Source organism: Sphingomonas sp. FUKUSWIS1 (assembly GCF_000733135.1).
GTDB classification, from domain to species: domain Bacteria; phylum Pseudomonadota; class Alphaproteobacteria; order Sphingomonadales; family Sphingomonadaceae; genus Sphingomonas; species Sphingomonas aerolata.
The window spans coordinates 1-25,025 of sequence record NZ_JPJC01000083.1; the positions used below are offsets into that span (position 1 = coordinate 1).

The 25,025-nt window shown below is 68.5% G+C and carries 24 protein-coding genes; 11 read left to right on the forward strand and 13 right to left on the reverse strand.

Annotated elements, in window-relative coordinates; translation table 11 throughout:
* The 11 genes from sphsw_RS06020 to sphsw_RS06060 form a co-directional block, all read left to right on the forward strand.
* Nucleotides 1-330: methyltransferase (locus sphsw_RS06020; protein ID WP_031439808.1), on the forward strand; the 330-nt coding region annotated here is incomplete at its 5' end.
* 87 nt (nucleotides 331-417) lie between these two features.
* Nucleotides 418-1,344, forward strand: coding sequence for a chlorophyll synthesis pathway protein BchC (gene bchC, locus sphsw_RS06025; RefSeq protein ID WP_031439809.1), 927 nt, complete (start codon nucleotides 418-420; stop codon nucleotides 1,342-1,344).
* Entirely contained in the window at nucleotides 1,341-2,324 is a 984-nt protein-coding gene (locus tag sphsw_RS06030) for a chlorophyllide a reductase iron protein subunit X (protein WP_031439810.1), read from the forward strand. Before bchC ends, sphsw_RS06030 begins: the two co-directional genes overlap by 4 nt.
* 127 nt (nucleotides 2,325-2,451) lie before the next feature.
* A complete protein-coding gene (bchY, locus tag sphsw_RS06035) occupies nucleotides 2,452-3,960 on the forward strand; it encodes a chlorophyllide a reductase subunit Y (protein ID WP_443024373.1) in 1,509 nt (502 codons plus the stop codon).
* A complete protein-coding gene (gene bchZ / locus sphsw_RS06040) occupies nucleotides 3,957-5,402 on the forward strand; it encodes a chlorophyllide a reductase subunit Z (protein WP_031439812.1) in 1,446 nt (481 codons plus the stop codon). The genes bchY and bchZ overlap by 4 nt, the downstream gene beginning before the upstream one ends.
* A 136-nt stretch (nucleotides 5,403-5,538) precedes the next feature.
* Nucleotides 5,539-5,703: a light-harvesting antenna LH1, beta subunit gene (pufB, locus tag sphsw_RS18730; protein ID WP_081874172.1), complete on the forward strand. Its 165-nt coding sequence runs from the start codon at nucleotides 5,539-5,541 to the stop codon at nucleotides 5,701-5,703.
* Nucleotides 5,704-5,744: 41 nt separating this feature from the next.
* Entirely contained in the window at nucleotides 5,745-5,915 is a 171-nt protein-coding gene (gene pufA / locus sphsw_RS18735; protein ID WP_081874173.1) for a light-harvesting antenna LH1, alpha subunit, read from the forward strand.
* A 153-nt stretch (nucleotides 5,916-6,068) separates the two neighbouring features.
* Nucleotides 6,069-6,893, forward strand: a complete 825-nt coding sequence (gene pufL, locus sphsw_RS06045) for a photosynthetic reaction center subunit L (RefSeq protein WP_031439813.1) — start codon at nucleotides 6,069-6,071, stop codon at nucleotides 6,891-6,893.
* Nucleotides 6,894-6,906: 13 nt separating this feature from the next.
* Nucleotides 6,907-7,881, forward strand: coding sequence for a photosynthetic reaction center subunit M (pufM, locus tag sphsw_RS06050; RefSeq protein WP_031439814.1), 975 nt, complete (start codon nucleotides 6,907-6,909; stop codon nucleotides 7,879-7,881).
* A complete protein-coding gene (gene pufC, locus sphsw_RS06055; protein WP_042466651.1) occupies nucleotides 7,878-8,996 on the forward strand; it encodes a photosynthetic reaction center cytochrome PufC in 1,119 nt (372 codons plus the stop codon). Before pufM ends, pufC begins: the two co-directional genes overlap by 4 nt.
* A gap of 58 nt (nucleotides 8,997-9,054) precedes the next feature.
* On the forward strand, nucleotides 9,055-10,365 hold the full coding sequence (locus sphsw_RS06060) for a DUF3422 family protein (RefSeq protein ID WP_042466652.1): 1,311 nt from the start codon (nucleotides 9,055-9,057) through the stop codon (nucleotides 10,363-10,365).
* A gap of 57 nt (nucleotides 10,366-10,422) precedes the next feature.
* On the opposite strand, the gene hemA is transcribed toward sphsw_RS06060, so the two are convergent.
* From hemA to sphsw_RS06125, 13 genes are all read right to left on the reverse strand, one after another.
* Complete coding sequence (hemA, locus tag sphsw_RS06065) at nucleotides 10,423-11,643, reverse strand: 5-aminolevulinate synthase (protein ID WP_031439817.1); 1,221 nt, start codon at nucleotides 11,641-11,643, stop codon at nucleotides 10,423-10,425.
* Nucleotides 11,633-12,403 carry a putative photosynthetic complex assembly protein PuhE gene (gene puhE / locus sphsw_RS06070; protein WP_235188303.1) on the reverse strand — a complete coding sequence of 257 codons (771 nt, stop codon included), beginning with the start codon at nucleotides 12,401-12,403 and terminating at the stop codon, nucleotides 11,633-11,635. The genes hemA and puhE overlap by 11 nt, the downstream gene beginning before the upstream one ends.
* A gap of 29 nt (nucleotides 12,404-12,432) precedes the next feature.
* On the reverse strand, nucleotides 12,433-13,536 hold the full coding sequence (gene acsF / locus sphsw_RS06075) for a magnesium-protoporphyrin IX monomethyl ester (oxidative) cyclase (protein WP_031439819.1): 1,104 nt from the start codon (nucleotides 13,534-13,536) through the stop codon (nucleotides 12,433-12,435).
* Nucleotides 13,533-13,829 carry a hypothetical protein gene (locus sphsw_RS06080; RefSeq protein ID WP_031439820.1) on the reverse strand — a complete coding sequence of 99 codons (297 nt, stop codon included), beginning with the start codon at nucleotides 13,827-13,829 and terminating at the stop codon, nucleotides 13,533-13,535. The genes acsF and sphsw_RS06080 overlap by 4 nt, the downstream gene beginning before the upstream one ends.
* Complete coding sequence (gene puhC, locus sphsw_RS06085; protein ID WP_031439821.1) at nucleotides 13,826-14,308, reverse strand: photosynthetic complex assembly protein PuhC; 483 nt, start codon at nucleotides 14,306-14,308, stop codon at nucleotides 13,826-13,828. Before puhC ends, sphsw_RS06080 begins: the two co-directional genes overlap by 4 nt.
* Nucleotides 14,305-14,961, reverse strand: coding sequence for a photosynthetic complex putative assembly protein PuhB (gene puhB / locus sphsw_RS06090; RefSeq protein WP_031439822.1), 657 nt, complete (start codon nucleotides 14,959-14,961; stop codon nucleotides 14,305-14,307). Before puhB ends, puhC begins: the two co-directional genes overlap by 4 nt.
* The gene (gene puhA, locus sphsw_RS06095; RefSeq protein WP_031439823.1) at nucleotides 14,958-15,725 is read right to left on the reverse strand and encodes a photosynthetic reaction center subunit H; all 768 of its coding nucleotides are present in this window, start codon (nucleotides 15,723-15,725) and stop codon (nucleotides 14,958-14,960) included. The genes puhB and puhA overlap by 4 nt, the downstream gene beginning before the upstream one ends.
* A 10-nt stretch (nucleotides 15,726-15,735) precedes the next feature.
* A complete protein-coding gene (locus sphsw_RS06100) occupies nucleotides 15,736-17,196 on the reverse strand; it encodes a BCD family MFS transporter (protein WP_031439824.1) in 1,461 nt (486 codons plus the stop codon).
* Nucleotides 17,193-17,891 carry a magnesium protoporphyrin IX methyltransferase gene (gene bchM / locus sphsw_RS06105; RefSeq protein WP_042466654.1) on the reverse strand — a complete coding sequence of 233 codons (699 nt, stop codon included), beginning with the start codon at nucleotides 17,889-17,891 and terminating at the stop codon, nucleotides 17,193-17,195. The genes sphsw_RS06100 and bchM overlap by 4 nt, the downstream gene beginning before the upstream one ends.
* Nucleotides 17,891-18,793: a ferredoxin:protochlorophyllide reductase (ATP-dependent) iron-sulfur ATP-binding protein gene (bchL, locus tag sphsw_RS06110; protein WP_031439826.1), complete on the reverse strand. Its 903-nt coding sequence runs from the start codon at nucleotides 18,791-18,793 to the stop codon at nucleotides 17,891-17,893. The genes bchM and bchL overlap by 1 nt, the downstream gene beginning before the upstream one ends.
* A gap of 10 nt (nucleotides 18,794-18,803) precedes the next feature.
* A complete protein-coding gene (locus sphsw_RS06115) occupies nucleotides 18,804-22,352 on the reverse strand; it encodes a magnesium chelatase subunit H (RefSeq protein WP_031439827.1) in 3,549 nt (1,182 codons plus the stop codon).
* A complete protein-coding gene (gene bchB / locus sphsw_RS06120; RefSeq protein ID WP_031439828.1) occupies nucleotides 22,342-23,895 on the reverse strand; it encodes a ferredoxin:protochlorophyllide reductase (ATP-dependent) subunit B in 1,554 nt (517 codons plus the stop codon). Before bchB ends, sphsw_RS06115 begins: the two co-directional genes overlap by 11 nt.
* On the reverse strand, nucleotides 23,895-25,025 hold a 1,131-nt coding region (locus tag sphsw_RS06125; RefSeq protein WP_042466655.1), incomplete at its 5' end, for a ferredoxin:protochlorophyllide reductase (ATP-dependent) subunit N. The genes bchB and sphsw_RS06125, both read right to left, overlap by 1 nt.

Here is a 25,025-nt window from a genome sequence, read left to right on the forward strand (position 1 = left end):
GATCCGCTCCCCGAGGGCTATGATCTGATCACGCTGGTGCGCGTCCTGCATGATCATGACGACGCGGTGGCGCTGACGTTGCTGCGTCGTATCCATGCCGCGCTGCCCCCCGGCGGGACTTTGCTGATCGCCGAACCGATGGCGCAGACGCCCGGTGCGGAGCGGTCCGGCGATGCGTATTTCGGCTTCTACCTGCTCGCCATGGGCACCGGGCGACCGCGCAGTGTCGCGGAGATCCGCGCGATGCTGCACGCCGCGGGCTTCGGCCAGGTCCGCACCCGGCGCACCGCGCTGCCGCTCATCGCCTGTGTGATCACCGCGACACGATAATGTGTCCAATCAAGTTGACAACCTTATCTGTCTAGAGCAGATTACGGCCATGATCTGATGGAGGACGGAGCGGTGGGCAACGGACGTATGGACGCACTGGCGGTCATACTGGAAGCGCCGGAAAGGCTTGCGCTCCGCACGCTGTCGCTCACGCCGATGGGCGATGCCGATCTGTGCGTCGAGATCGACTGGAGCGGGATCAGCACCGGCACCGAACGGCTGCTGTGGAGCGGTCGGATGCCCGAATTTCCCGGTATGGGCTATCCGCTGGTCCCGGGATATGAATCGGTCGGGCGGATCGTCGATGCCGGTGTCGATGCGCGCGCGCGGATCGGCGAATATGTCTTCGTCCCCGGCGCCAATTGCTATCGCCAGGCGCGCGGCTTGTTCGGAGGGGCAGCCCGGCGCGTGATCCTGCCCGGTGCGCGCGCGGTGCCGATCGACGCGACTCTCGGGCGCAACGGCGTGCTGCTCGCACTCGCCGCCACCGCGCACCACGCGATCGCGGTCGGCGGCGCGCCCGACCTGATCGTCGGTCACGGCATATTAGGACAGCTGATCGCGCGGATCGCGGTCGCCTCGGGGGCGGGTGCGCCGACGGTGTGGGAGGTCCAGCCGGCGCGTCGGATCGGGTCCGGCTACCGCGTGATCGACCCGGCCGACGACGAGCGCTGCGACTATCGCACGATCTGCGACGCGAGCGGGACCGCCGATATCCTCGACCTCGCCTTCGCGCGGCTCGGCAAGGGCGGCGAGGTGGTGCTGGCCGGCTTCTACGATCGGCTGTACTTCGCCTTCCCGCCGGCATTCCTGCGCGAGGCGCGGATGCGGGTCGCGGCCGAATTCACCCCTGCGGACATCGCCGCGGTGCTCGCGCTGATCGAGACCGGGCTGCTCGAGCTCGACGGCCTGATCAGCCACACCAGACCGGCCGGCGAGGCGATGGACGCCTATCCGCAGGCCTTCACCGACCCCGATTGCGTCAAGATGGTCCTCGACTGGAGAGCGCTATGAGCATGTTCGATCCCGGACCCCTGCGCGGCGAGGCCGAACAGGAGCCGGATCCGGTCCCGACCGGCCCGGTCACCAAGGACACGCAGATCATCGCGATCTACGGCAAGGGCGGCAGCGGCAAGTCGTTCGCGCTGGCGAACCTCAGCTACATGATGGCGCAGCAGGGCAAGCGCGTGCTGCTGATCGGCTGCGATCCCAAGAGCGATACCACCTCACTGCTGTTCGGCGGCAAGTCGACCCCGACGATCATCGAGACCAGCTCGCGCAAGAAGCTCGCGGGCGAGGAGATCGGGATCGAGGACGTCTGCTTCCAGCGCGACGGGGTGTTCGCGATGGAACTGGGCGGCCCGGAGGTCGGGCGCGGCTGCGGCGGGCGCGGGATCATCCACGGGTTCGAGACGCTCGAGAAACTCGGGTTCCACGAATGGGGCTTCGACTATGTCCTGCTCGACTTCCTGGGCGACGTGGTGTGCGGCGGCTTCGGCCTGCCGATCGCGCGCGACATGTGCCAGAAGGTGATCGTCGTCGCGTCGAACGACCTGCAGTCGCTCTATGTCGCGAACAACGTCTGCAAGGCGGTCGAATATTTCCGCAAGATGGGCGGCAATGTCGGCGTCGCGGGGATGATCCTCAACAAGGACGACGGCACGGGCGAGGCGCAGGCGTTCGCCGCCGCGGTCGGCATCCCGGTGCTGACCGCGATCCCCGCGAACGAGGACATCCGCAAGAAGAGCGCGAACTACCAGATCATCGGCAAGCCCGGCGGGCAATGGGCGAGCCTGTTCGAGGAGCTTGCGGTCAATGTCGCCGAAGCCCCGCCGCTGCGTCCGACACCGCTCGACCAGGACGGGTTGCTCGGGCTGTTCTCGGCGGATGTGACGGGCGCGGATTATGCGCTGAAGCCTGCGAGCCAGGCGGACATGCGCGGGGTGGCCTATGTGGCCAAGCCGACGCTCGAGGTCGTGTACGATGCCGTCTGAGCTGGGACTTCCTTCTTCTGCTTCGAAGCCCCTCCCCTTCAGGAGTGAGGCGGCAGCCCTGTCCCCCGGACAGGGCCAAGAACCGCCTCACTGGGTTGGGGGTGGGGCCGTGCCTGCTTCCGGCGGCGTGTCTGCTGAACTGCCCCACCCCAACCCCTCCCTTGAAGGGGAGGGGCTCAAGTGCAGTAGCGCGCCAACCCTCCGCGAAGCCGCGGAACTGGCCGGAAAATCCGACATCCTCGCGCGCTACGACGCCGACTACCCAAAAGGCCCGCACGACCAGCCGCAATCCATGTGCCCAGCCTTCGGATCGCTCCGCGTTGGCCTTCGCATGCGCCGCACCGCGACCGTCCTCTCGGGTTCGGCGTGCTGCGTCTACGGCCTGACCTTCACCTCGCATTTCTACGGTGCGAAACGCAGCGTCGGCTATGTGCCCTTCTCGTCCGAGACGCTGGTGACCGGCAAATTGTTCGAGGACATCCGCGACGCGGTCCACCAGCTCGCCGATCCGGCTTTGTACGACACGATCATCGTGACCAATCTCTGCGTGCCGACCGCGTCGGGCGTGCCGCTGCAATTGCTCCCCGACCAGATCAATGGCGTGCGGATCATCGGGATCGACGTTCCCGGTTTCGGCGTGCCGACGCATGCCGAGGCGAAGGACGTGCTGGCGGGGGCGATGCTCGCCTATGCGCGCAAGGAGGCCGAGAGCGGCCCCGTCGCCGCGCCAAAGCAACGACCGGACCGGCCGAGCGTGACTCTCCTTGGCGAGATGTTCCCCGCTGACCCGCCAGGAATCGGGCTATTGCTCGAACCGCTGGGGCTTGCGGCCGGCCCGGTCGTCCCGATCCGCGAATGGCGCGAGCTCTATGCGGCGCTCGATTGCGCGGTGGTGGCCGCAATACACCCCTTCTACACCGCCAGCGTGCGCGAATTTGAGGCAGCGGGGCGGACGGTGGTCGGCTCGGCGCCGGTCGGCGCGGACGGCACCGCGGCGTGGCTCGACGCGATCGGCGCGGCGTGCGGGATCGCGCAGGACAAGGTCGATGCCGCGAAGAACCGCTTCCTCCCCGCGATCCAGGGCGCACTCGCCGCGCGGCCGATCGCCGGGCGGATCACCGTGTCGGGCTATGAAGGCTCCGAACTGCTCGTCGCGCGGCTGCTGATCGAAAGCGGCGCGGACGTGCCCTATGTCGGCACCGCCTGCCCGCGCACGCCCTGGTCCGAACCCGATCGCGACTGGCTGGTGAGCCGCGGCGTGCAGGTCCAGTATCGCGCCAGCCTCGAACAGGATCTTGCCGCGGTCGACGCGTTCGGCCCCGATCTCGCGATCGGCACCACGCCGGTGGTGCAGCACGCCAAGCAGAAGGCGATCCCGGCGCTGTATTTCACCAACCTTATCTCGGCGCGGCCGCTGATGGGGCCGGCGGGGGCGGGGAGCCTTGCGCTGGTCGTCAACGCGGCGCTTGCCAACCAGGCGCGGTTCGACCGGATGACCGCGTTCTTCGACGGTGTCGGCACGGGCGCGACCGCAGGTGTGTGGGAAGACACGCCGGTCGACCGGCCCGAATTCAAGGCGAAATACGCCGCCAAACGCATCGCTGCGGCGAAGGCCGAAGAAAGCGTCGGGGTATGACCCTCATCCTCGATCATGACCGCGCGGGCGGCTATTGGGGGGCGGTCTATGCCTTCACCGCGATCAAGGGATTGCAGGTGATCATCGACGGGCCGGTGGGGTGCGAGAATCTCCCGGTCACCTCGGTGCTCCATTATACAGACGCGCTGCCGCCGCACGAACTGCCGATCGTCGTCACGGGCCTTGGCGAACAGGAGCTCGGGCGCGACGGCACCGAAGGCGCGATGAAGCGCGCCTGGGCGACGCTCGACCCGGACCTGCCCGCGGTGGTGGTGACAGGGTCGATCGCCGAGATGATCGGCGGCGGCGTCACGCCCGAGGGCACCAACATCCAGCGCTTCCTGCCGCGCACGATCGACGAGGATCAGTGGCAGTCGGGCGACCGCGCGCTGACCTGGCTGTGGACGCAGTTCGGCCCGAAGAAAGTCCCCGCGCCGCGTCCGCCCAAGCCCGGCGAGCGCCCCAGGGTCAACATCATCGGGCCGATGTACGGCAGCTTCAACATGCCCTCCGATCTCGCCGAGATCCGCCGCCTGATCGAGGGGATCGGCGCGACTGTGGGCATGGTCTTCCCGCTCGGCAGCCATCTCGCCGATGTCCGCAAGCTCGCCGACGCGCAGGTCAATGTCTGCCTGTACCGCGAGTTCGGACGCGGACTGTGCGAGGTGCTCGAACGGCCCTATCTGCAGGCGCCGATCGGGCTGGAGAGCACGACGCTGTTCCTGCGCAAACTCGGCGAGCTGCTCGGGCTCGATCCCGAACCGTTCATCGCGCGCGAGAAGCACACGACGATCAAGCCGCTCTGGGATCTCTGGCGCTCGGTCACGCAGGATTTCTTCGGCACCGCGAGCTTCGGCATCGTCGCGACCGAAACCTACGCACGGGGTATTCGCAACTTCCTAGAAACCGACATGGGACTGCCTTGTCACTTCGCGTTCGCGCGCTCGGCGGGGGTGAAGCCCGACAACCAGGCGGTGATCGAGGCGATCCGGAGCAATCCGCCGCTGATCGTCTTCGGCAGCTTCAACGAGCGGATGTACATGGCCGAGGCCGGCGCGCGGGGTGTCTACATCCCGGCGAGCTTCCCCGGCGCGGTGATCCGCCGGCACACCGGTACGCCGTTCATGGGCTATGCCGGCGCGACCTATCTGATCCAGGAAGTGTGCAACGCGCTGTTCGACGCGCTTTTCCACATCCTTCCGCTCGCGGGGCAGCTCGATCAGGTCGAGGCGACGCCGGCGCGGATCGAGCGCGACGTGGCCTGGGACGACGATGCCAAGGCCGCGCTCGACGCGGTGATCGAGCGCGAACCGGTGCTGGTGCGGATCTCCGCCGCCAAGCGCATCCGCGACGCGGCCGAACGCGGCGCGCGCCGCGCGGGCGAAGCGTCGATCAGCACGGACCGCCTCGCGCACGCGATCACCGAAAGCCGCGGGCGATGACCCCGGCACTGCCTTTCCCGTCCGGCCCGAGCGGTGCCGATGCGGGTGACTCCTTCCTCGCGGGCATCCGGTCCGCCTGGATCCAGGGAGCGCGTTTCACGCTCCCCTTCTCCTCGGGAACAACGGAGACGTCATCATGAGCGACCTGAGAGACAAGGACGAGAGGATGGGGCTTGGCACCTACCTCACGCCCGAAGAGGCCAAGGAATTTCACAAGCTGTTCATCACCAGCTTCCTGATCTTCACCGTCGTCGCGGTCATCGCGCATTTCCTGGTCTGGAACTGGCGCCCCTGGTTTTGAGCCGCACGCCCTAATCGCAAACCAATGAGAGGAACCACGTCATGTGGAGAATCTGGCTGATCTTCGATCCGCGGCGTTCGCTCGTCGCTCTGTTCACGTTCCTACTGGTGCTGGCATTGCTGATCCACTTCATCCTGCTCAGCACCGATCGCTTCAACTGGCTCGATGGCCCGCACAAAGCGCCCGCCGTCACCGCGCCCGCGGGCAGTTGATGCGACGATCGGCGGTTGCGGAGGACGGGGGCAGACCGAACCCGTCCTCCCATACCCCCTGGCTCCACCGCAGTCCCGACCCCGGCCGATCGGCACGGGTGATGGGACGGCGTGACGGGATGCCGTGACGAAACGGGGAAACGGAGACGTGCCATGGCGCTGTTGAGCTTCGAGCGAAAATACCGGGTGCGCGGCGGGACGCTGCTTGGCGGCGACCTGTTCGACTTCTGGGTCGGGCCCTTTTACGTCGGCTTCTTCGGCGTCACGACCGCGATCTCCGCGTTGCTCGGCACGTTGCTGATCTTCTACGCCGCCTCGCTCGGGCCGAGCTGGAATCCCTGGCTGATCAGCATCGCGCCGCCCGACATCGCCTATGGCCTGGGGCTGGCGCCGCTGCGCGAGGGCGGGTTCTGGCAGGTCATCACGATCTGCGCGATCGTGGCCTTCGTGTCCTGGGCGCTGCGCGAGGTCGAGATCTGCAACAAGCTCGGCATGGGCTATCACGTGCCCTTTGCCTATGGCTTCGCGATCTTCGCCTATGTCTCGCTGGTCGTCGTCCGACCATGGCTGCTCGGCGCATGGGGCTTCGGCTTTCCGTACGGGATCTTCAGCCATCTCGATTGGGTGTCGAACACCGGCTACCAATATCTCCACTTCCACTACAATCCCGCGCACATGCTCGCGGTGAGCTTCTTCTTCACGACCGGGGGCGCGCTGGCGTTCCACGGCGCGCTCGTGCTGTCCGCGGTCAACCCGGCGGAGGGCGAACCGGTCAAGTCGCCGGAATATGAGGACGCGTTCTTCCGCGACACGATCGGTTATTCGATCGGGACGCTCGGCATCCACCGGCTGGGCCTGTTCCTTGCGCTGTCAGCGGGGTTCTGGAGCGCGATCTGCATCATCATCTCGGGGCCGCTCTGGACGCGCGGCTGGCCCGAATGGTGGACGTGGTGGCTCAACCTGCCGATCTGGTCCTGAAGGGGGTATGGCGATGGCGCGCTATCAGAACATGTTCACCCAGGTGCAGCTGCGCGGTCCGCTCGAGGCGGGACCGCGACTTCCCCCGGGCAGCTTCCCACGGGTCGGCACGGGGACCTATAATTACTGGATGGGCAAGCTCGGTGCGGCCCAGATCGGTCCGATCTATCTCGGCAGGCTGGGCCTCGCCTCGCTGATCTGTGCGTTCCTGTCGTTCGAGATCATCGGGCTGAACATGGCCGCCAGCGTCAACTGGGATCCGGTCCAGTTCGCGCGCCAGCTGCCCTGGCTCGCGCTCGAGCCGCCCGGCCCGCAATGGGGGTTCAAGCTGCTGATGCCGCTTGCCGAAGGCGGCTGGTGGCAGATGGCGGGCTTCTTCATGAGCGCGTCGCTGATCCTGTGGTTCGTGCGGACGTACCTACGCGCGCGCGCGCTCGGCATGGGGACGCATGTCGCCTGGGCGTTCGCGGCGGGGATCCTGCTGATCCTGACACTCGGCTTCATCCGGCCGATGCTGATGGGCAGCTGGGCGGAGGCGGTGCCGTTCGGCATCTTCCCGCATCTCGATTGGACCGCCGCCTTTTCGATCCGTTACGGCAATCTGTTCTACAACCCGTTCCACTGCCTCTCGATCGCGTTCCTCTATGGCTCGACGATGCTGTTCGCGATGCACGGCGCGACGGTGCTGGCGATCGGCCGCTATGGCGGCGAACGCGAGATCGAGCAGATCACCGACCGCGGCACCGCGTTCGAGCGCGGCGCGCTGTTCTGGCGCTGGACGATGGGGTTCAACGCAACCGCCGAGTCGATTCATCGCTGGGCTTGGTGGTTCGCGGTGCTCACCCCGCTGACGGGCGCGATCGGGATCCTGCTGACCGGGACCGTGGTCGACAACTGGTATCTCTGGGCGGTGCTGCACGGCTATGCGCCGGGTTATCCGGACACCGGCGTCGTCGATCCCGCCTTGCTCCCGGGAGGTGTACGATGACCGCATTACCCACCAAGACGCCCACCAAGGCGCCCACCAAGACAATGGTACTCGGCGTGGCGCTCGTCCTGCTCGGGGGGTGCGAGATCGGCCCCAAGACAGCCACGCAGACGGGCTATCGCGGCGCCGGACTGAACCAGATCATCAACCCCAAGCTGATCGCGGCGGCCAGTGCGATACCCGAAGCGCCCTATCCGTTGCCGCCCGAGGGCGGTCCCACGGCGGGCGAGAGCTATGAGAATGTGAAGGTGCTCGCCGGGCTGGGCCGCGAACGGTTCGACCATCTGATGGCCGAGATGACCCAGTGGGTCGCGCCGCCCGAACAGGGGTGCAATTACTGCCACAATCCGGAAAACATGGCGTCGGACGAGAAATACACCAAGATCGTCGCGCGCCGGATGCTGCAGATGACTCAGGCGATCAACGGTCGCTGGGCGAGCCATGTCAAGCAGACCGGGGTGACCTGTTACACCTGCCATCGCGGCAATGCGGTGCCCGCGTATAAATGGGCGATCGCCGAGGGGACGCCCGAGCCCGGCAAGGTGCTGGGCAACCGGCATGGCCAGAACGCGCCGAACCCGAATGTCGGCTATGCGTCGCTGCCCTATGATCCGTTTGCCGAATATCTCGGCGGCCGGGCGCAGATCCGGGTCGCCAGCAGCAGCGCGTTCCCGAACGCCAACCACATCGTCTCGATCAAGGCGGCGGAGAAATCCTATGGGCTGATGATGCATGTCAGCGGCGCGCTGGGGGTCAATTGCACCTATTGCCACAACAGCCAGTCGTTCCGTTCGTGGAACCTCAGCAGTGCGCAGCGGGGCACGGCCTATTACGGTATCCGCATGGTCCGCGACATCAACCAGACCTACATCACACCGCTGCAACCGATCTTCCCGGCCAGTCGCAAGGGGCCGCATGGCGATCCCTACAAGGTGAACTGCACCACCTGTCACCAGGGCATCAACAAGCCGCTGGGCGGGGTCAGCATGATCGACCAGGCGCCGATCCTGAGGGGCGCGTCGATCGCCCGCGCGGTGCCCGAGGGTGGACCGGGCGCCGGCGTCGCGGTGCCAGCCGCCTTTGCCCGGCCGGCGGCGATGACGGACGCAAAGTGATGCGGTCCGCGCCGCCGGGGGCGCGGATCTCACCGCTATCGGCCGGGCGGGCCTGACGATGCACAATCACCCGTTGCGCGCGGCGCTAGCCGAGGAGATGCACCTTCGGCGACTGCCGCGCTTTGCCGCGCCGTGCCGGCTGGTGCAGATCGTGACCGTGATCGAGGAGGCTGCAGCGGACGCAGCCCGCGCGCATATCGCGGCGCTGGCCGAGCAGGGCCGCGAGATCGTCCCCGTGGCGGGGAAATATGGCGTGCTGGGCCTGGGGCCGGTGACACTGGTGTGGGAGCGCCATACGGAATTCGCGACCTATACGCTGTTGCGCGGCGGTGCGGGCGAGACTGAGGCTGGGGCAGAAGCCAGGGCCGGGGCCGCCGCCGGCACGCCGTCGCGATACGCGCCGTCGCTGTTCGATCCCGGCCCGTTCGAGCCCGCGCTGTCGGCCATATTCAAGGACCTGCCCGGTGCGATCATCCGGGCAACGCAGATCGCGCTGGTGCCGCGCGCGGCGGGCGATCCGACACCTGACGATCTCGAACGCTGGTTTGCATCGGAAGCGACGATCCTGTGCGATGTCGCGGACGGGGCAGCGCGGATCGTGTCGGATTTCCGGCTCAACCCCGACGGCTATGGCCGGCTGCTCGTGCTCGACCGAGGCCTCGAGCGGGACGAACCGGCGCAGCTCGTCATGCGGCTTCAGGAACTGGGCAATTACCGGAACATGGCGCTGCTCGGCCTGCCGCTGGCGCAGCGGCTGACGCCGAGCGTCACGGATCTGGAATCGCGTCTGGCGCATCTGACCCAGGCGGTCTCCGAACGGACATCCGAAGACGACCGGCTGCTCGACGAGCTGACCTACCTGTCCGCCCGGCTCGCCCGGCTCGTCGCCGAGACACGCTATCGGATGAGCGCGACGCGCGCCTATGCGCAGTTGAGCACCGACCGTCTTGCCAGCCTGCGGATCGGCGGGGTGCGCGGCTATCAGACACTGGGCGATTTTACCGAACGGCGGCTGGTGCCGGCGGTCCGGACCTGCGATTCCTTCTCGGCCCGGCTCGAGGATCTGTCGCAGCGCGCGGCCTGGACGAGCGAGCTGCTGCGGACGCGGATCGACATCGCGCTCAGCAAGCAGAATCGCGACCTCCTCTTGTCGATGGACCGTCGCGCGACGGTGCAGCTGCGGCTGCAACAGACGGTCGAGGGCCTCTCCGTCGTCGCGATCAGCTATTATCTGGTGTCGCTCATCGGCTATCTGCTGACGGCCATTCCAGGCGTCCATCATGACGTCGCCACGGCGGCGGCGGTGCCCGTGGTGATCGCGCTTGTCGCGCTTGGGCGCTGGCGGATGCACAAACACCTGGCGGCGTGACGCCCGGCGGCGGCGGTCCAGAGCCGTCGGCGCCTTTTAGACGCCGACGGCACCCGGTCAGGCCGCCATCGCCCGCCGCGCCAGCGCGCATTGCGACCATATCTCGCTGAGCGCGGTCACCAGCGTGTCGATATCGGCATCGCTATGCACCGGCGACGGCGTCAGCCTGAGCCGTTCCGTGCCGACGGGGACGGTCGGGTAATTGATCGGCTGGACATAGATGCCGTGATGTTCGAGCAGCCAGTCGCTGATCCGTTTGCACTTGTGCGCATCGCCGACCATTACCGGGATGATATGGCTTCGATTGTCGACCGTGGGAATCCCGGCGGCGTCGAGCCGGCGGCGGACGGTCGCGACGCGATCGCGGTGCCGCGCACGCTCGACCTGGCTCACCTTGAGGTGGCGGATGCTCGCGGTCGCGCCCGCGGCGAGCGCGGGGGGGAGGGCGGTGGTGAAGATGAAGCCACTGGCGAAGCTGCGGACGAAATCGCACAGCGCCGCCGACGCGGCGATATAGCCGCCCATCACGCCAAAGGCCTTGCCGAGCGTCCCCTCGATCACCGTGACCCGGTCCATCAGCCCCTCGCGCTCGGCAACGCCGCCGCCGCGCGGACCATAGAGACCGACCCCGTGCACCTCGTCGAGATAGGACAATGCGCCATGCGCCTCGCAGACGTCGAGCAGTTCGGCGATCGGCGCGATGTCGCCATCCATCGAATAGACGCTTTCAAAGGCAACGATCTTGGGCCGCGACGGATCGATTTGCGACAGCCGGCGATCGAGATCCGCAGGGTCGTTGTGCGTGAAGACCTGCACCTCGGCGCGGCTGTGGCGGATGCCCTCGATCATCGACGCATGGTTGAGCGCGTCGGACAGGATCACGCAGCCGGGCAGCCGCGCGCCGAGCGTGCCGAGCGCAGCCCAGTTCGAGACATAGCCCGAGGTGAAGAGCAACGCCGCCTCTTTCCCGTGGAGATCGGCCAGTTCGGCCTCGAGCAGCACATGGCTGTGGGTCGTCCCCGAGATGTTGCGCGTCCCGCCCGCGCCCGCGCCGCACCGGTCGATCGTCGCATGCATCGCCTCGAGCACCGCGGGGTGCTGGCCCATGCCGAGATAATCGTTCGAGCACCACACCGTCACCGGTCGCCGGGTCCGGCGGATGACCTGTTCGGCGGCGGGAAAGGCGCCGGCAGTGCGCTCGAGCTCGGCAAACACCCGGTAGCGCCCATCGTCGCGGAGCGCCGCGAGTTCGCCTTCGAAAAATGCCTCATAGTCCATGCGATCGTCCCCGTCCGTCGGTGATGGCGGCCTGTGCCGCTCGTGTGGAGGAAGCGGCCCAGCGCCAGAGGCGCGCATCGCGCATCGGCAGGACCAGAAACAGATGCTCGACGAGCCCGAGAACCGCCAGCCCCGCGAGCAGCGCACCCGCGGCCGCAGCGCCGCTGCCGGCGGGGGCGGCTTCCGCAACCGTCCAGGCCCAGGCGGCGGTTGCGCCACTGGCCAGGATCGAGACCGGGAACAGCGCGTTCAGCCGGCGCTTGCGGAAATAGCTTTTGAGATAAGCCAGATGCGCGGGAAACACCTCGTCGCTGAGATTGGGCACGCCCAGGTACAGGTTGAACTTGGCCGACAGCCGCAACACGAACAGCAGCAGGAAGGTGAGCGGCGCGGCCTGGTTCGGCCCGCCCCAGCTGACCGCGAAGAGCAGGATCGCGGTCGCGGCGATCGCGAGCTCGTGATGGATCACGGTGGCGGTCGCGGCGCGGAAGCGGGGCCAGCCGGTCGCGTCGGGCGGACATTCGGTGCGACGCGGACCCGCGACCGCCCCCATGAGAAAGCTCATTTCGTGCCAGCCCCAGATCAGGATCGCCGCCGCGAACCCGGTATAGGCGGCGCCGGCGCTCGCATCGTCGGCGATCGACCCGACCAGCGCGACCGCGGCGATCGCGACCAGCCCGGCCAGCGTCAGGCTGGTGCGGAACGTCGCCGCGGGGCGGCTGTCGAGCCAGACCACCGCGGCAGTCCCGATAAACCACATCAGCAGCGCGAAAAGTAGCGGGGGAACGCTCACCACGCCGGGACCAGCCGCACCGTCGCGGGCGCGGTGTTGCGCTTGACCGGCGTGAGATACAGCCAGACGAAGCTGACAGCGGCGGCGGCAGTCAGGCCGAGCCGCTGGATCTGCCCGACCACGCCGCCGCGCGCCTTGGCCGCGTCGATCGCCCCCGCGATCCGCCGCATCCGCTCGAGCCCGGCGCGGAAGCGCGGGCTGTCGGTGTCGAGTACGACCGGGAACACCTGCCGCGTGATCGCCGAACAGATCGAAAAGACGCGCATGTCATAGTCGGTCGGGTCGATCCCCAGCGCCTTGTGGAAGGCGGGCCGGTTGTGATCGCGCACGTACATCGTCGCATAGACCGCGACGAGGAAGAAGCGGATCCACCATTGGTTGACGCCGCGCAGCAGCTTCGGATCGGTGCGCATCAGGATCGCAAAGGCATCGCCGTGGCGGAACTCGTCATTGCACCAAAGTTCGAACCAGTCGAAGATCGGGTGGAAGCGCAGCTCGGGATGCCGGGCGAGGTGCCGGTAGATGGTGATGTAGCGCGAATAGCCGATCTTCTCGCTGAGATAGGTCGCGTAGAAGATAAATTTCGGCCGGAAATAGGTGTATTTCTTCGTCCGCGTGAGGAAGCCGAGATCGACGCCGATGCCTGCATCCTTGAGCGTGTCGTTGATGAAGCCGGCATGGCGGCTCTCGTCGCGGCTCATCAACTTGAACAGCTGTTTGACGTCGGGGTTGGTCACACGCTTGGCGATCTCGGCATAGAGGATGCAGCCGGAGAATTCGGCGGTCAGCGAACTGACGAGGAAATCGGTGAATTCTTCGCGGAGGCCGTCGGGGAGGCTTTCGATCACGCCGTCGAATGCGGCGGTGCGCTTGAAGTGGAGGCGGTTGGGATCGCTCGCCATCTCGCCGATCAGCGCATCCCATTCGCCGCGCACCGCCGAGACGTCGATCCGGTCCATCGCCGCGAAATCGGTGGTATAGAAGCGGGGCGACAGGACGGTGTCTGCGCGGGCGATCGCGAGTGTATCGAGCAAGGGCGCAGGCGACGCGGCGGGGGCGGCGGCGAGCGGCGCGGGGGCGAGGGTGGTGATCCTGTTCATGCTATCGTCCGATCCGAAAAGCTGACCTCGTATAATTCCGTCATCGCGAAATGGCCGGCGAACTGCGTCCAGAGCCGCCCGGCCAGACCCGCGCGTTCGACCGTCGCGATCCGATCGACCACGCAGCGCTCGCCGAAACCGACCCGGATCGGTGCGCCGTGCACCCGGACCCGGTCGCCGGGCCCGATCGCGACATCGCCCGCGAGCACGACATGCGCGCAGAGGAACGCGTCGCTATGCTCGATCTCGACGCGGCAGGGCGTGTCGAACCGGGTGGACCGCAATAGCGTCATGTCCCGGGCGCCTGTGCGGGGAGCAGCGCGGCAAAGGTCGCGCGGTTGGTCGGGCCGAAGGCGCTGAGCTCGATCGTCCGGCCCGTCGCGGTGTCGGTCAGCGACAATTCGCCGTCGCGCCAGAGCGTCAGCGTGAAGGGGGGGCGGTTGTCGATTCCGCGCGCGCGCCGGTCGCGCGCCAGCCCGCGCATCACGCCGCGGACGAATCCCGTCTTCTGCCCCGCCGCGATCACCGCCACGGTCCCGCCGCGCGCATTGCCAATCACCACCGAGCCATCGGCGCGGTCGACGAAGCGCAGGTCGCGCGACGCGACGGGGGCGATCTTGGCCTGTTCGCGCATCAGGACGGGCGAGGCCGCCGGGGCAATGTTCGCGATCCGGACGATGCTGGTCGCCGCGAGCGTGAAGGCGAGCAACGCGCCGGCGCCGATGAGCGTGGTGCGCGGGACGAGGTCCGGATGGCGGTGCGTGCCGCTCATGCCGCCTGCGCCTTGGCGAAGACGCTGTCGACAGGAGCATTTTGGGTTGTCTCGGAAGCCGCCAACTGCCCTGCCGGGTGCACCGTCAGGCAGGTCCGGGCGATCAGCGCGGCGACGGTCGCCGCCTCGGGCACGGCGCGGAGCATCGGCCGGGGCGTGACGATCCGCCAGGGCCGGGCGTGCGGCCACAAGGCGAGATAGCCGAGCTTGTAGCGGCCGGTGACCGTCAGCGGCATGTCGCCGGTCCCGTCGGCGCGCTCCGCGAGATCGACCGCGCCGATCAGCGCGAGCGGCAGGTTGATGCATTTGGGCAGCGCCATGCCGATCCGCAGCACCACGCGGCGCGTGGTCAGCGTATAGAGCGTCGTCCGCGCCGCGCCCCAGGCGAGCAGGTGGAGCAGCGCGACCCCCAGCAGCCCGACGATCGCGGTCATCGCCGCTCCGACGAGGTCCCGCGGACCGTCGATCCCCTGCCGTCCGGCCTCCGCCAACGCCCACAGGGTCAGCGCCGCGAAATAGGCCGCGACCAGCCGGGTGTGGAAGGCGGTGCGCGCGAGCACCCGCCAGTCGGGTGATCCCTGCCACAGGATCCGCTCACCCGGCGGTGGCACCCCGGGAAGGCCGGGGATCGGTTCGACGTCATGCTCGGTCACAGCAGCGGCTCCTGACGTGCGGGCGTGGCATAGAGATAGCCGCCGCCGAAATAGGCCTGGACGCGCTCCTCCTCGTACAGCGTGATCCGGTCGGCGGCCTCGATCGGCGGGACGTCGGCGAATTGGCTGGCGAGCAGCGCGTCGATGACGACGCGGCGGCGGCGACGATCGACCTTGGCCATCATCATCGGTGCGAGCACCGCGCGGCCACCGACCGATACCTGCATGTAGCGGATCAGCCGGTCGGCGCGGTCGATCCACAGATCGTCGATCGTCCCCGCGACCACGCCATCCGCGCCCAACATCGGCCAGCCGAGCAGGTCGGGATCGCCGACCGCGACCGCATAGTCCGACGCCACGCTAAGCGGGACGATCCGCGGATGCCCCTCCATGTCGAGATCGGGATGCCGCGCGCGCTCGGCCCAGGCGGCGGGGCCGATGCCGTCGACGAGCGGGTTGCCGGTCGGCGCATAGGGCGCGCCCGCAAACCGGTCGGTGCGCCGCGCGGCGATGTCGACGGGCTCGCGCCCCTGGGTCGGCGCGGTGACGCGGCCGCGACCGAAGGGCAGCAGGAACGACTTGGTCGAGGCGGTATGCAGCGGGCCACCGACCGTATCGAGCCGGCCGGTCAGTTCGTCCTCGAGCGGATAGCCCTCGCGACGGTCCTCGCGGCGCAGGTAGAAGACGAGCACGAGGAAGAACAAGGCGAACGCCCAGAGGACCAGGAGCGCGACGTCGATGCCGGATGTCAGATGCGGGTTCATGATCGTCCCTTCAGACCGGAAATTCGCTGAGACCGAAACGCGGCACCGGCCGCTCGCCGACCGCGTCGACGGTGGCGCCCCGACCGCGCACGAGCGGGCCGAGCGCGACGAGCGTGCCGAGCAACAGGAGGATTTCGACGCCGTAGACCGCGGCATAGCCGGTGACCCGGGTTGCCAGCGTCGGGCCGTACGCCCCCGCCATCGCTGACGCCGAGACGAGGTCGCGCAGGACTGCGCCGAGTGCGATCGCGACGCCGGCGCTGCTTGCCTGCACCGCGCCCCAGGCCCCCAGCGCGAGCCCGGTGCGTCCGTCGAGTGGCCCCGCGTCGGCGATCGCCATGGCGGCAGTCAGCGTACCCACCGAGAACAGTCCGCCGCCAAAGCCGATCAGCGCCGCGCCGGTGCCGAGCAACGCGACCGACGACAGCGCGCCGGCGAAGATCACGCACAGGAACGCGGTGACGCCGAGCACGCCGCCAAAGCCCGCCAGCTGATGCGGATCGTCGCCCTCACCAAGCCGTCTGGCGGCGAGCGCGAACCCGCCCAGCATGCCGAGCGCCCAGAGCGCGGTCAGCGCGGTGGTCGCACCGACCGTCATGCCGAGCACCTGTCCGCCATAGGGTTCGAGCAGCACGTCCTGCATGCTGAACGCCGCGGCGCCCAGCCCGACCGCGACGAGCAGCCGCAGCGTGCGCGGGCGGGCGATGAAGATCGCCCAGATCGCGCCGAAGTTCGGGCGATCGGGCCGGGGCACGACCGGGCGAGGCCCCCGCGCTTCCTGTTTCCACATCGCGACCAGATTGAGGACGACGGTCAGCACCGCTGCGCCCTGGATCAGCTGGACCAGCTTGGTCGGGGTAAAATCGGCAAGCAGCCGGCCGATCACGATCGCGCTGACCATCATGCCGAGGACCAGCATGACGTAGAGCAGCGCAACGACACGCGGCCGCGCATCGTCGGGGGCGAGATCGGTTGCGAGCGCCAGCCCCGCGGTCTGCGTGGTGTGCATCCCCGCGCCGACCATCAGGAAGCCGAGCGCCGCGCCGATCTGCCCGAAGATCGCGGGGCCCGTGCCGCCGCCGGTCATGACCAGCAGCGCGAAGGGCAGGATCGCCAGGCCGCCGAACTGCAAGAGCGTGCCGAACCACAGATAGGGCACGCGCTTCCACCCGAGCAGCGAGGCATGGTGATCCGAGCGGAACCCGATCAGCGCGCGCAACGGCGCGAACAGCAGCGGGAGCGAGACCATCGCCGCGACGAGGCTGGTCGACATGCCGAGCTCGACGATCATGACCCGGTTGAGCGTGCCCGTCAGCAGCACCGCGGTCATCCCGACCGACAGCTGGAACAGCGACAGCCGCAGCAGACGGCCGAGCGGCAGGTCGTCGGTCGCCGCGTCTGCGAACGGCAGGAACCGGGTGCCGAGCCGCGCCCAGAATGCGCCGGTCTTTAAGGCGACCAGCCGGTTCATGCGGCGACCATCTCCAGCGCGTGGCTGGTGTAGAAACCGCTGGCGACGCGCGCGTCGCGACCGATCCGCGCATGACCGACGCTCGCGTGCAGCTGCCCGCGCAGGACGCGTTCGCGGACGGGCTCGATCGCCGGCGCACGGTCGGCGCGGGGAAAGAGCGTGCCGATCGCGTGCATTACGACCAGCGGCCGGGTCGACGGCGCGAAGGTGAACAGCATCGAACCGCGCGTGCGTCGGGTCAGCGTCTCCACCAGCTCGACGAGGTCGGTGCTGCGGTAATGGATCAGCGAATCCATCGCGACGACATGATCGAACATGCCGAGCGCAGCGTCGCGCATGTCGCCGACACGCCAGTCGATCGCGAGCCCGGCCGGCGACCGGTCGCGCGCTACCTCGACCAAGCTGGCGGCGAGATCGATCGCGACCACCGAAGCACCGCGCCGCGCCGCCTCGACCGCCAGCGCGCCCGTGCCGCAGCCCGCATCGAGCAGCCGCAGTCCGGTCATGTCCGCGGGCAGCCAGGACAGCAATGTCTCGCGCATCCGGTTGCGGCCGGCGCGGACCGTGGCGCGAATGCCGCTGACGGGCGCATCGGACGTCAGCCGCGCCCAGGTCTGCGATGCGGTGCGGTCGAAATAGGTTTCGAGCCGGTTGCGCCGCGCGGCATAGCCGGTGGAGGGAACCAGGCTGGCCATCATTCGAACCCCAGAAATTCGAAGATGTCGCGATCCTTCATCGGCATCGCGTCGAGCGCATCGCAGCCCGACCAGAGCAACGCAGCGAGGCGCTTATATTCATCGCACGCGGCGGCGACCTCGGGCGTCTGCTCCATTTCGAACAGCGTGCATTTCTTGAGGCGGCTGCGCCGGATCGCATCGAGATCGGGAAAATGCGCGAGGCGCTTCAGCCCGGTGGCGGCATTGTAGCGATCAATCTCGTCGGTCGCGGCGGACCGGTTGGCGATGACGCCCGCCATCCGCACCTCGTAATTCTTCGCCTTGGCCTGGATTGCGGCGGCGATGCGGTTCATCGCGAAGATGCTGTCGAAATCATTCGACGCGACCACCACCGCGCGCTCGGCATGCTGCAGCGGGGCGGCGAACCCGCCGCACACGACATCGCCGAGCACGTCGAACAGCACGACATCGGTCTCCTCGAGCAGATGATGCTGTTTGAGCAGCTTGACGGTCTGGCCGACGACATAGCCGCCGCATCCGGTGCCCGCGGGCGGCCCCCCTGCCTCGACGCACATCACGCCGTTATAGCCTTCGAACATGTAATCCTCGGGCCGGAGTTCCTCGGCGTGGAACTCGACGGTCTCGAGCACGTCGATCACCGTCGGCATGAGCTTCTTGGTCAGCGTGAAGGTGCTGTCGTGCTTGGGATCGCAGCCGATCTGCAGCACGCGTTTGCCGAGCAGCGAAAATGCCGCGGACAGGTTGGACGAGGTCGTCGACTTGCCGATCCCGCCCTTGCCATAGATCGCGAACACCTTCGCGGAGCCGATCCGGTCGGCGGGATCGAGCCGGACCTGGACGCTGCCCGCGCCATCGGGTCGGGATGCAACGGGGCGGGTAGGGGGATCGAGCAGGGCCATGATATCGTCCTTATGCCGCGACCGCGGTGATACCCTCGAGGCGATCCTCGAGGTCGTCGCTCGCCGCATGGAGTGCGGCCAGCGTTGCTGCGTCGGGTGACCAGAAATGCCGGTCGCTCGCTTCGATCAGGCGGTTGGCGACACGCGCCGACGCCTTCGGGTTCAGCGTCGCCAGCCGTTCGCGCATCGCGTCGTCGAGCACATAGGTCTCGCTGATCCGCTGATAGACCCAGGGGCTGACGTCCCCGGTCGTCGCCGACCAGCCGAGCGTGTTGGTGACGTGCGCCTCGATATTGCGGACGCCTTCGAAGCCGTGCTTGAGCATCGCTTCGTACCAGAGCGGATTGAGCATCCGGGTGCGCGTCTCGAGTTCGACCTGTTCGGACAGCGTCCGGACCTTGGTCGCGCCCTGCGTCGCATCGACGATATAGACCGGGGCCGCGCTGCCACGTGCGCGCGTGATCGAGCGGCTGATCCCGCCGAGCGCATCGACATAATGGTCGATATCGGTGACGCCGAGCTCGACCGAGTCGAGATTCTGATAGGCGAGGTCGACCCCGGCGAGCGCGGCCTTGAACAGATCGGCCTGGCGCGCGGGGGTGCCGGTGCGGCCATAGGCATAGCCCTTTTGCCGTTCGAACACCTCGGCAATCTCGTCGGGATCGCTCCACGCGCCATCGTCGATCAGCAGGTTGACGTTCGCGCCATAGGCGCCCTCGGCATTGGAAAAGACGCGCAGCGCCGCGGTTTCGAGATCGCAGCCGGTCCGCTCAGCGTAGGCCAGCGCGTGACGGCGCACCGCGTTGCGGTCGAGCGGTTCGTCCGCGGTCGCGGCGAGCCATGCGGCCTCCGCGATCATCCGCGTCTGGAGCGGCAGCAGGTCGCGGAAGATGCCCGACAGCGTGACGATCACGTCGATCCGCGGGCGACCGAGATCGTCGAGCGCGATCAATTCGGCACCCGCGAGCCGGCCATAGCCGTCGAACCGCGGGTGTGCACCGATCAGCGCCAGCACCTGCGCGATCTGTGTCCCCTCCGATTTGAGATTGTCCGTCCCCCAGAGCACCATAGCCAGCGTCTCGGGGAAGGCCGCGCCGCTCGCGGTGTGGCGTGCGATCACCTCGTCGGCCTGTGCGAGGCCCTGCGCCATCGCGAAGCTCCCGGGGATCCGGAACGGATCGAAGCCGTGGATATTGCGCCCGGTCGGCAAGGCCTTGGGGTTGCGCAGTACGTCGCCGCCCGGCGCCGGGCGGACGAACCCCGCATCGAGCGCATGGATCAGCGCGCCGAGTTCGGGATTGTCGGACGACAGCGACGGATCGGCGCCCGTGGCGATCATCTGCGCGCGCATCGCCTCGGGCAGCGGCTGGCCGAGCACATGCAGCCCGTAGGGAATGAGCTCGCGTTCGACTTCGTAGAGATTGGCCGACAGGGCATCGAGGTTGCGCGCGTCGAGATCGAGCGCAGCCGCCGACGCGACGATCATCGGATCGAGCAGGTCGCGCTCCGCGTCCGACGGCGACGAGCGCCACCGCTCGAGCAGCGCCTTCAGCTCGGTCATCCCCTTGTAAAGCCCCGCTTCCGCGAGCGGCGGCGTCAGATAGCTGATCAGCGTCGCGCCCGAGCGGCGCTTGGCGATCAGCCCTTCGGACGGATTGTTCGCGGCATAGAGATAGAGGTTGGGCAGATCGCCGATCAGCCGTTCGGGCCAGCAGTCGCCGCTCAACCCCGCCTGCTTGCCCGGCATGAATTCGAGCGCGCCGTGCGTGCCGAAATGCAGGACCGCATCGGCGGCGAAATCCTCGCGCAGCCAGCGGTAGAAGGCGCTGAACGCGTGGGTGGGGGTGAAGCGATCCTCGAACAGCAGCCGCATCGGGTCGCCCTCATAGCCGAAGGCGGGCTGGATCCCGACGAACACCTGCCCGAACTGCGCGCCCAGGACGTGGATCGACGCGCCGTCGCTCTGCTGCCGGCCGGGGGCGGGGCCCCATTGCGCCTCGATCGCGGCCAGATGCGGCTCGCGGCGGACATGATCGTCGGCGGGGATGCGGGCATGGACATTGGCATCGGCACCGTAGCGCGCGGCGTTGCCGTGGAGCACCGCCTCGCGCAGCGCGTCGACGTCGGCGGGGACGTCCACCGCATAGCCCGCGGCCGCGAGCGCCGTGAGCGTGGCGTGGAGCGATTCCCAGACGGCGAGATGCGCCGCGGTACCCGTCGCGCCGGCATTGGGCGGGAAGTTGAAGAGCACGACCGCGAGCCTGCGCGCGCGTCGTTCGGACCGGCGCAGGTCGACCAGCCGCGCGACCTTGCCCGCCAGCGCCTCGGCGCGGTCGGGACAGGAGCGCATCTCGCGCGTCAGCCCGAATTCGGTGAAGGTGCAGCGGCGTGCGCACCCGCTGCACGCGCCCGATCCGTCCGCGCGACCGCCGAACACGCTCGGGACGACCGCGCCGTCGAGTTCGGGGATCGCGACCATCATCGTCGCCTCGAGCGGCAACAGCCCCTGGCGGCCCGCGCCCCATTGCTGGAGCGACTGGAATTCGAGCGGATGCGCCGCGACATAGGGCACGTCGAGCGTGGCGAGGATCGCTTCCGCCGCCTCGGCATCGTTATAGGCGGGGCCGCCGACCAGGCTGAACCCGGTGAGCGAGACGACCGCATCGACGATCGGCACGCCGTCGCGCATGAAGAAGCGCTCGATCGCGGGGCGCGAGTCGAGCCCGCTGGCAAAGGCGGGAATTACGCGCAGCCCGCGCGCTTCGAATGCGGCGATCGCGCCGTCATAATGACCAGTGTCGCGGCCGAGCAGATAGGAGCGCAGCATCAGCACCCCGACCGTGCCGCGCGAGCCCCCCACCCCGGGCAGCGCGTCCGCCCGGTCGGCGATCCGGCCCGGGATCGCGGGGTGATAGACGCCGACCTCGGGATAATCGTGCGGCGCCGCGGCGCGGACCGCGTGGCCTGCATAGCGGCCGGCGAGCGCCTGGATCATGCCGACGACATTGTCGTCGCTGCCCGCCAGCCAATATTGCAGCGTCAGGAAATAGGCGCGGACGTCCTGCGCGGTGCCGGGGATGAACCGCAGGATCTTGGGCAGCCGGCGCAGCATCCGCATCTGTCCCGCGCCCGACGACGCGCCGGGCTTGGCCGATCCGCGCAGCCGCTTGAGCAGCGCGAGCGGACCGCTGGCCGGCTTGTCCATGCGATAGTCGCCGAGCTTGGTCAGCCGGACGATCTCGCTGCCCGACATCAGCCCGACCATCGCGGCACAGGCCTCGCGGCGCGCGGTCAGCGCGGGGAGCACCGCGCGGATATGGTCGTCGAGGAACAGCATCGTCGCGATGACGATGTCGGCGCGGCCGATATCGGCGATGCAGCGATCGAGCGACCCGGTGCCGCGATCCCAGTCGGCCGCGGCGTGGAAGCCGATCGTGATCCCGCTATCGTCCGCGGCGAACCGTGCGGCGGCGCGTTCGGCGGCGCCCGACAGATGGTTGTCGAGCGTGACGATCACGACATGCAGCGGGACCGGGCGGCGGATGGCGCTATCGGGCATAATGGGCCTTCGCATCATAGAGCGTGTCGATCGTGATCGTCGCGACGTCGCGCTCGGCGGCGAATCGCTCGGTGTTGCGACGCGCCTTCCCGCGGACGAAGAAGGGGATCTTGAGCAGCTCGCTCTCGGCATCGGCGGACCAGACGCGCGGGGCGCTGGCGTCAGGGACGGGGCGGGGCGCGACCTCGGGCGATACCGCCTGCAGCGCGGGCTCGGGCGCCACCGGGAGGGGCGCGAGATGGCTCGCGCCGGCTATGTCGCTGAACTCGAAATCGTCGCGGAACATCGTCAGCAGATGCTCCTCCAGCCCCATCACGAGCGGATGGACCCAGGTGTCGAACAGCACGTTTGCCCCCTCGAACCCCATTTGCGGCGAATAGCGTGCGGGGAAATCCTGGACATGGACGGGCGCAGAGATCACTGCGCACGGTATTCGGAGCCGCTTGGCGATATGCCGTTCCATCTGCGTGCCGAGCACCAGTTCGGGCTGCAGCGCCTGGATCGCCTCCTCGACGACCAGATAATCGTCGGTGATCAGCGGCGTGACGCCGTAGAGCGCCGCGGCGGTGCGCAGGTTGCGCGCGAATTCGCGGTTGTAGCAGCCGAGCCCGACGACCTCGAACCCCAGTTCGTCGCGCGCGACGCGGGCGGCGGCGATCGCGTGGGTGGCGTCGCCGAAGATGAAGACGCGCTTGCCCGTCAGATAGGTCGAGTCGACCGAGCGGCTCCACCAGGGCAGGTGGCCAAGGTCGCATGCATCCGTCGGATCGATCCCGGTCAGCGCCGCCAGTTCGGCGATGAAATCGCGCGTCGCGCCGTGGCCGATCGGCACGGTGGTGACGACGGGCTGGCCGTGTTCGCGCGCGAGCCAGCGGCAAGCGGTGTCGGCGATCTCGGGATAGAGGCAGATGTTGAAATCGGCCTCGGGCAACCGGGCGATGTCCGCGGTGGTCGCGCCGAGCGGCGCCACGACGTTCACGGCGATTCCCAGCGCATCGAGGATGCGGCGGACTTCGATCACATCGTCGCGGTGCCGGAAGCCGAGCGCGGTCGGGCCGAGGATGTTGGCGGTCGGGCGCGCGTTTGCCCGGTTGGGCGCGGGGCTGGGCGCGAGGGTCCGGACGAGCTGGTAGAAGGTCTCCGCCGCGCCCCAATTCTCCTTGCGCTGATAGCTGGGGAGTTCGAGCGCCACGACCGGGCAGGGCAGGTCCATCGCCGCGACCAGCCCGGCGGGATCGTCCTGGATCAGTTCGGCGGTGCACGAGGCGCCGACCAGCATCGCGCCCGGCGTGAAGCGCGCATAGGCATCGCGCGCCGCGGTCTGGAACAAGGCCGCGGTATCCTTGCCGAGGTCGCGCGCCTGGAAGGTCGTGTAGGTGACCGGCGGGCGCTTGCCGCGCCGCTCGATCATCGTGAACAGCAGGTCGGCATAGGTGTCGCCCTGCGGCGCGTGGAGGACATAATGCACGTCCTCCATCGCGGTCGCGATCCGCATCGCGCCGACATGGGGTGGTCCCTCATAGGTCCAGACGGTCAGCTGCATCACACCCTCAGCAGGTCGCGCCGCCGCAGCGGTCGCGCGAAGAGGTCGGCGAGGTCGCCTGCCTGGTCGAAGCCGTGGACGGGCGAGAAGACGAGCTCGATCGCCCATTTCGTCGTCAGCCCCTCGGCCTCGAGCGGATTGGCAAGACCGAGGCCGCAGACGGTGAGGTCGGGGCGGTCCGCACGCAGGCGGTCGAGCTGACGATCGACATCCTGCCCCTCGCTGAGCCGCGTCGCGGCGGGGAGCAGTGCGAGTTCGCGCGCGAGGTGGCGGCGGTGAAGATAGGGCGTGCCGACCTCGACCGGGATCATGCCGAGCTCGGTCGCGAGAAAGCGCGCGAGCGGGATTTCGAGCTGGGAATCGGGGAGGAAGCTGATCCGCCGTCCCTCGAGCAGCGGACGTGCATGCGCGAGCGCGCGCTTGGCGCGTTCGCGGCCAGGCGCGATCGTGCGCCGGAACTGCATCGCGTCGACGTCGAACGCCTGGGCGGCGGCGTGCAGCCAGTCGGTCGTGCCCTCGGCGCCGAACGGGAACAGCGCGTCGAGTCGGGTCGCGCCGCGATCCTCGAGTGCGCGCGCCGTCTCGCCGAGAAACGGCTGGGCAAGCAGGAAGCGCGTATTGGGCCCGACCGGCGGCATCGCCCCCGCGCGCCGTGCGGGCAGGCTGTGGACCGGGCCGATGCCGAGCGCGTCGAACAGCCGGAGGAACTGGTCCTCGACGACATCGGGCAGCGCGCCGACGATCATCAGGCTCGGCGCGGGGGATGCGTCGGCGGCGAGGCCGGGGACCAGTGCCGCGAGGCAGGCATCCTCCCCCTCGGTGAAGGTCGTCTCGATCCCGCTGCCCGAATAATTGAGGATCCGGGTCGTCCCGCCATGCTTGACCGACAGCCGGGCCGCGGCGCGCGACAGGTCGAGCTTGATCACCTCCGACGGGCAGGAGCCGACGAGGAACAGCAGCTTTATGTCGGGCCGGCGCAGCAGCATCTGGTCGACGATGCGGTCGAGCTCGTCGTTGCAGTCCGCCATCCCCGCGAGGTCGCGCTCCTCGATGATCGCGGTGGCGAAACGCGGCTCGGCAAACACCATCACACCCGCCGCCGATTGCAGCAGATGCGCGCAGGTCCGCGA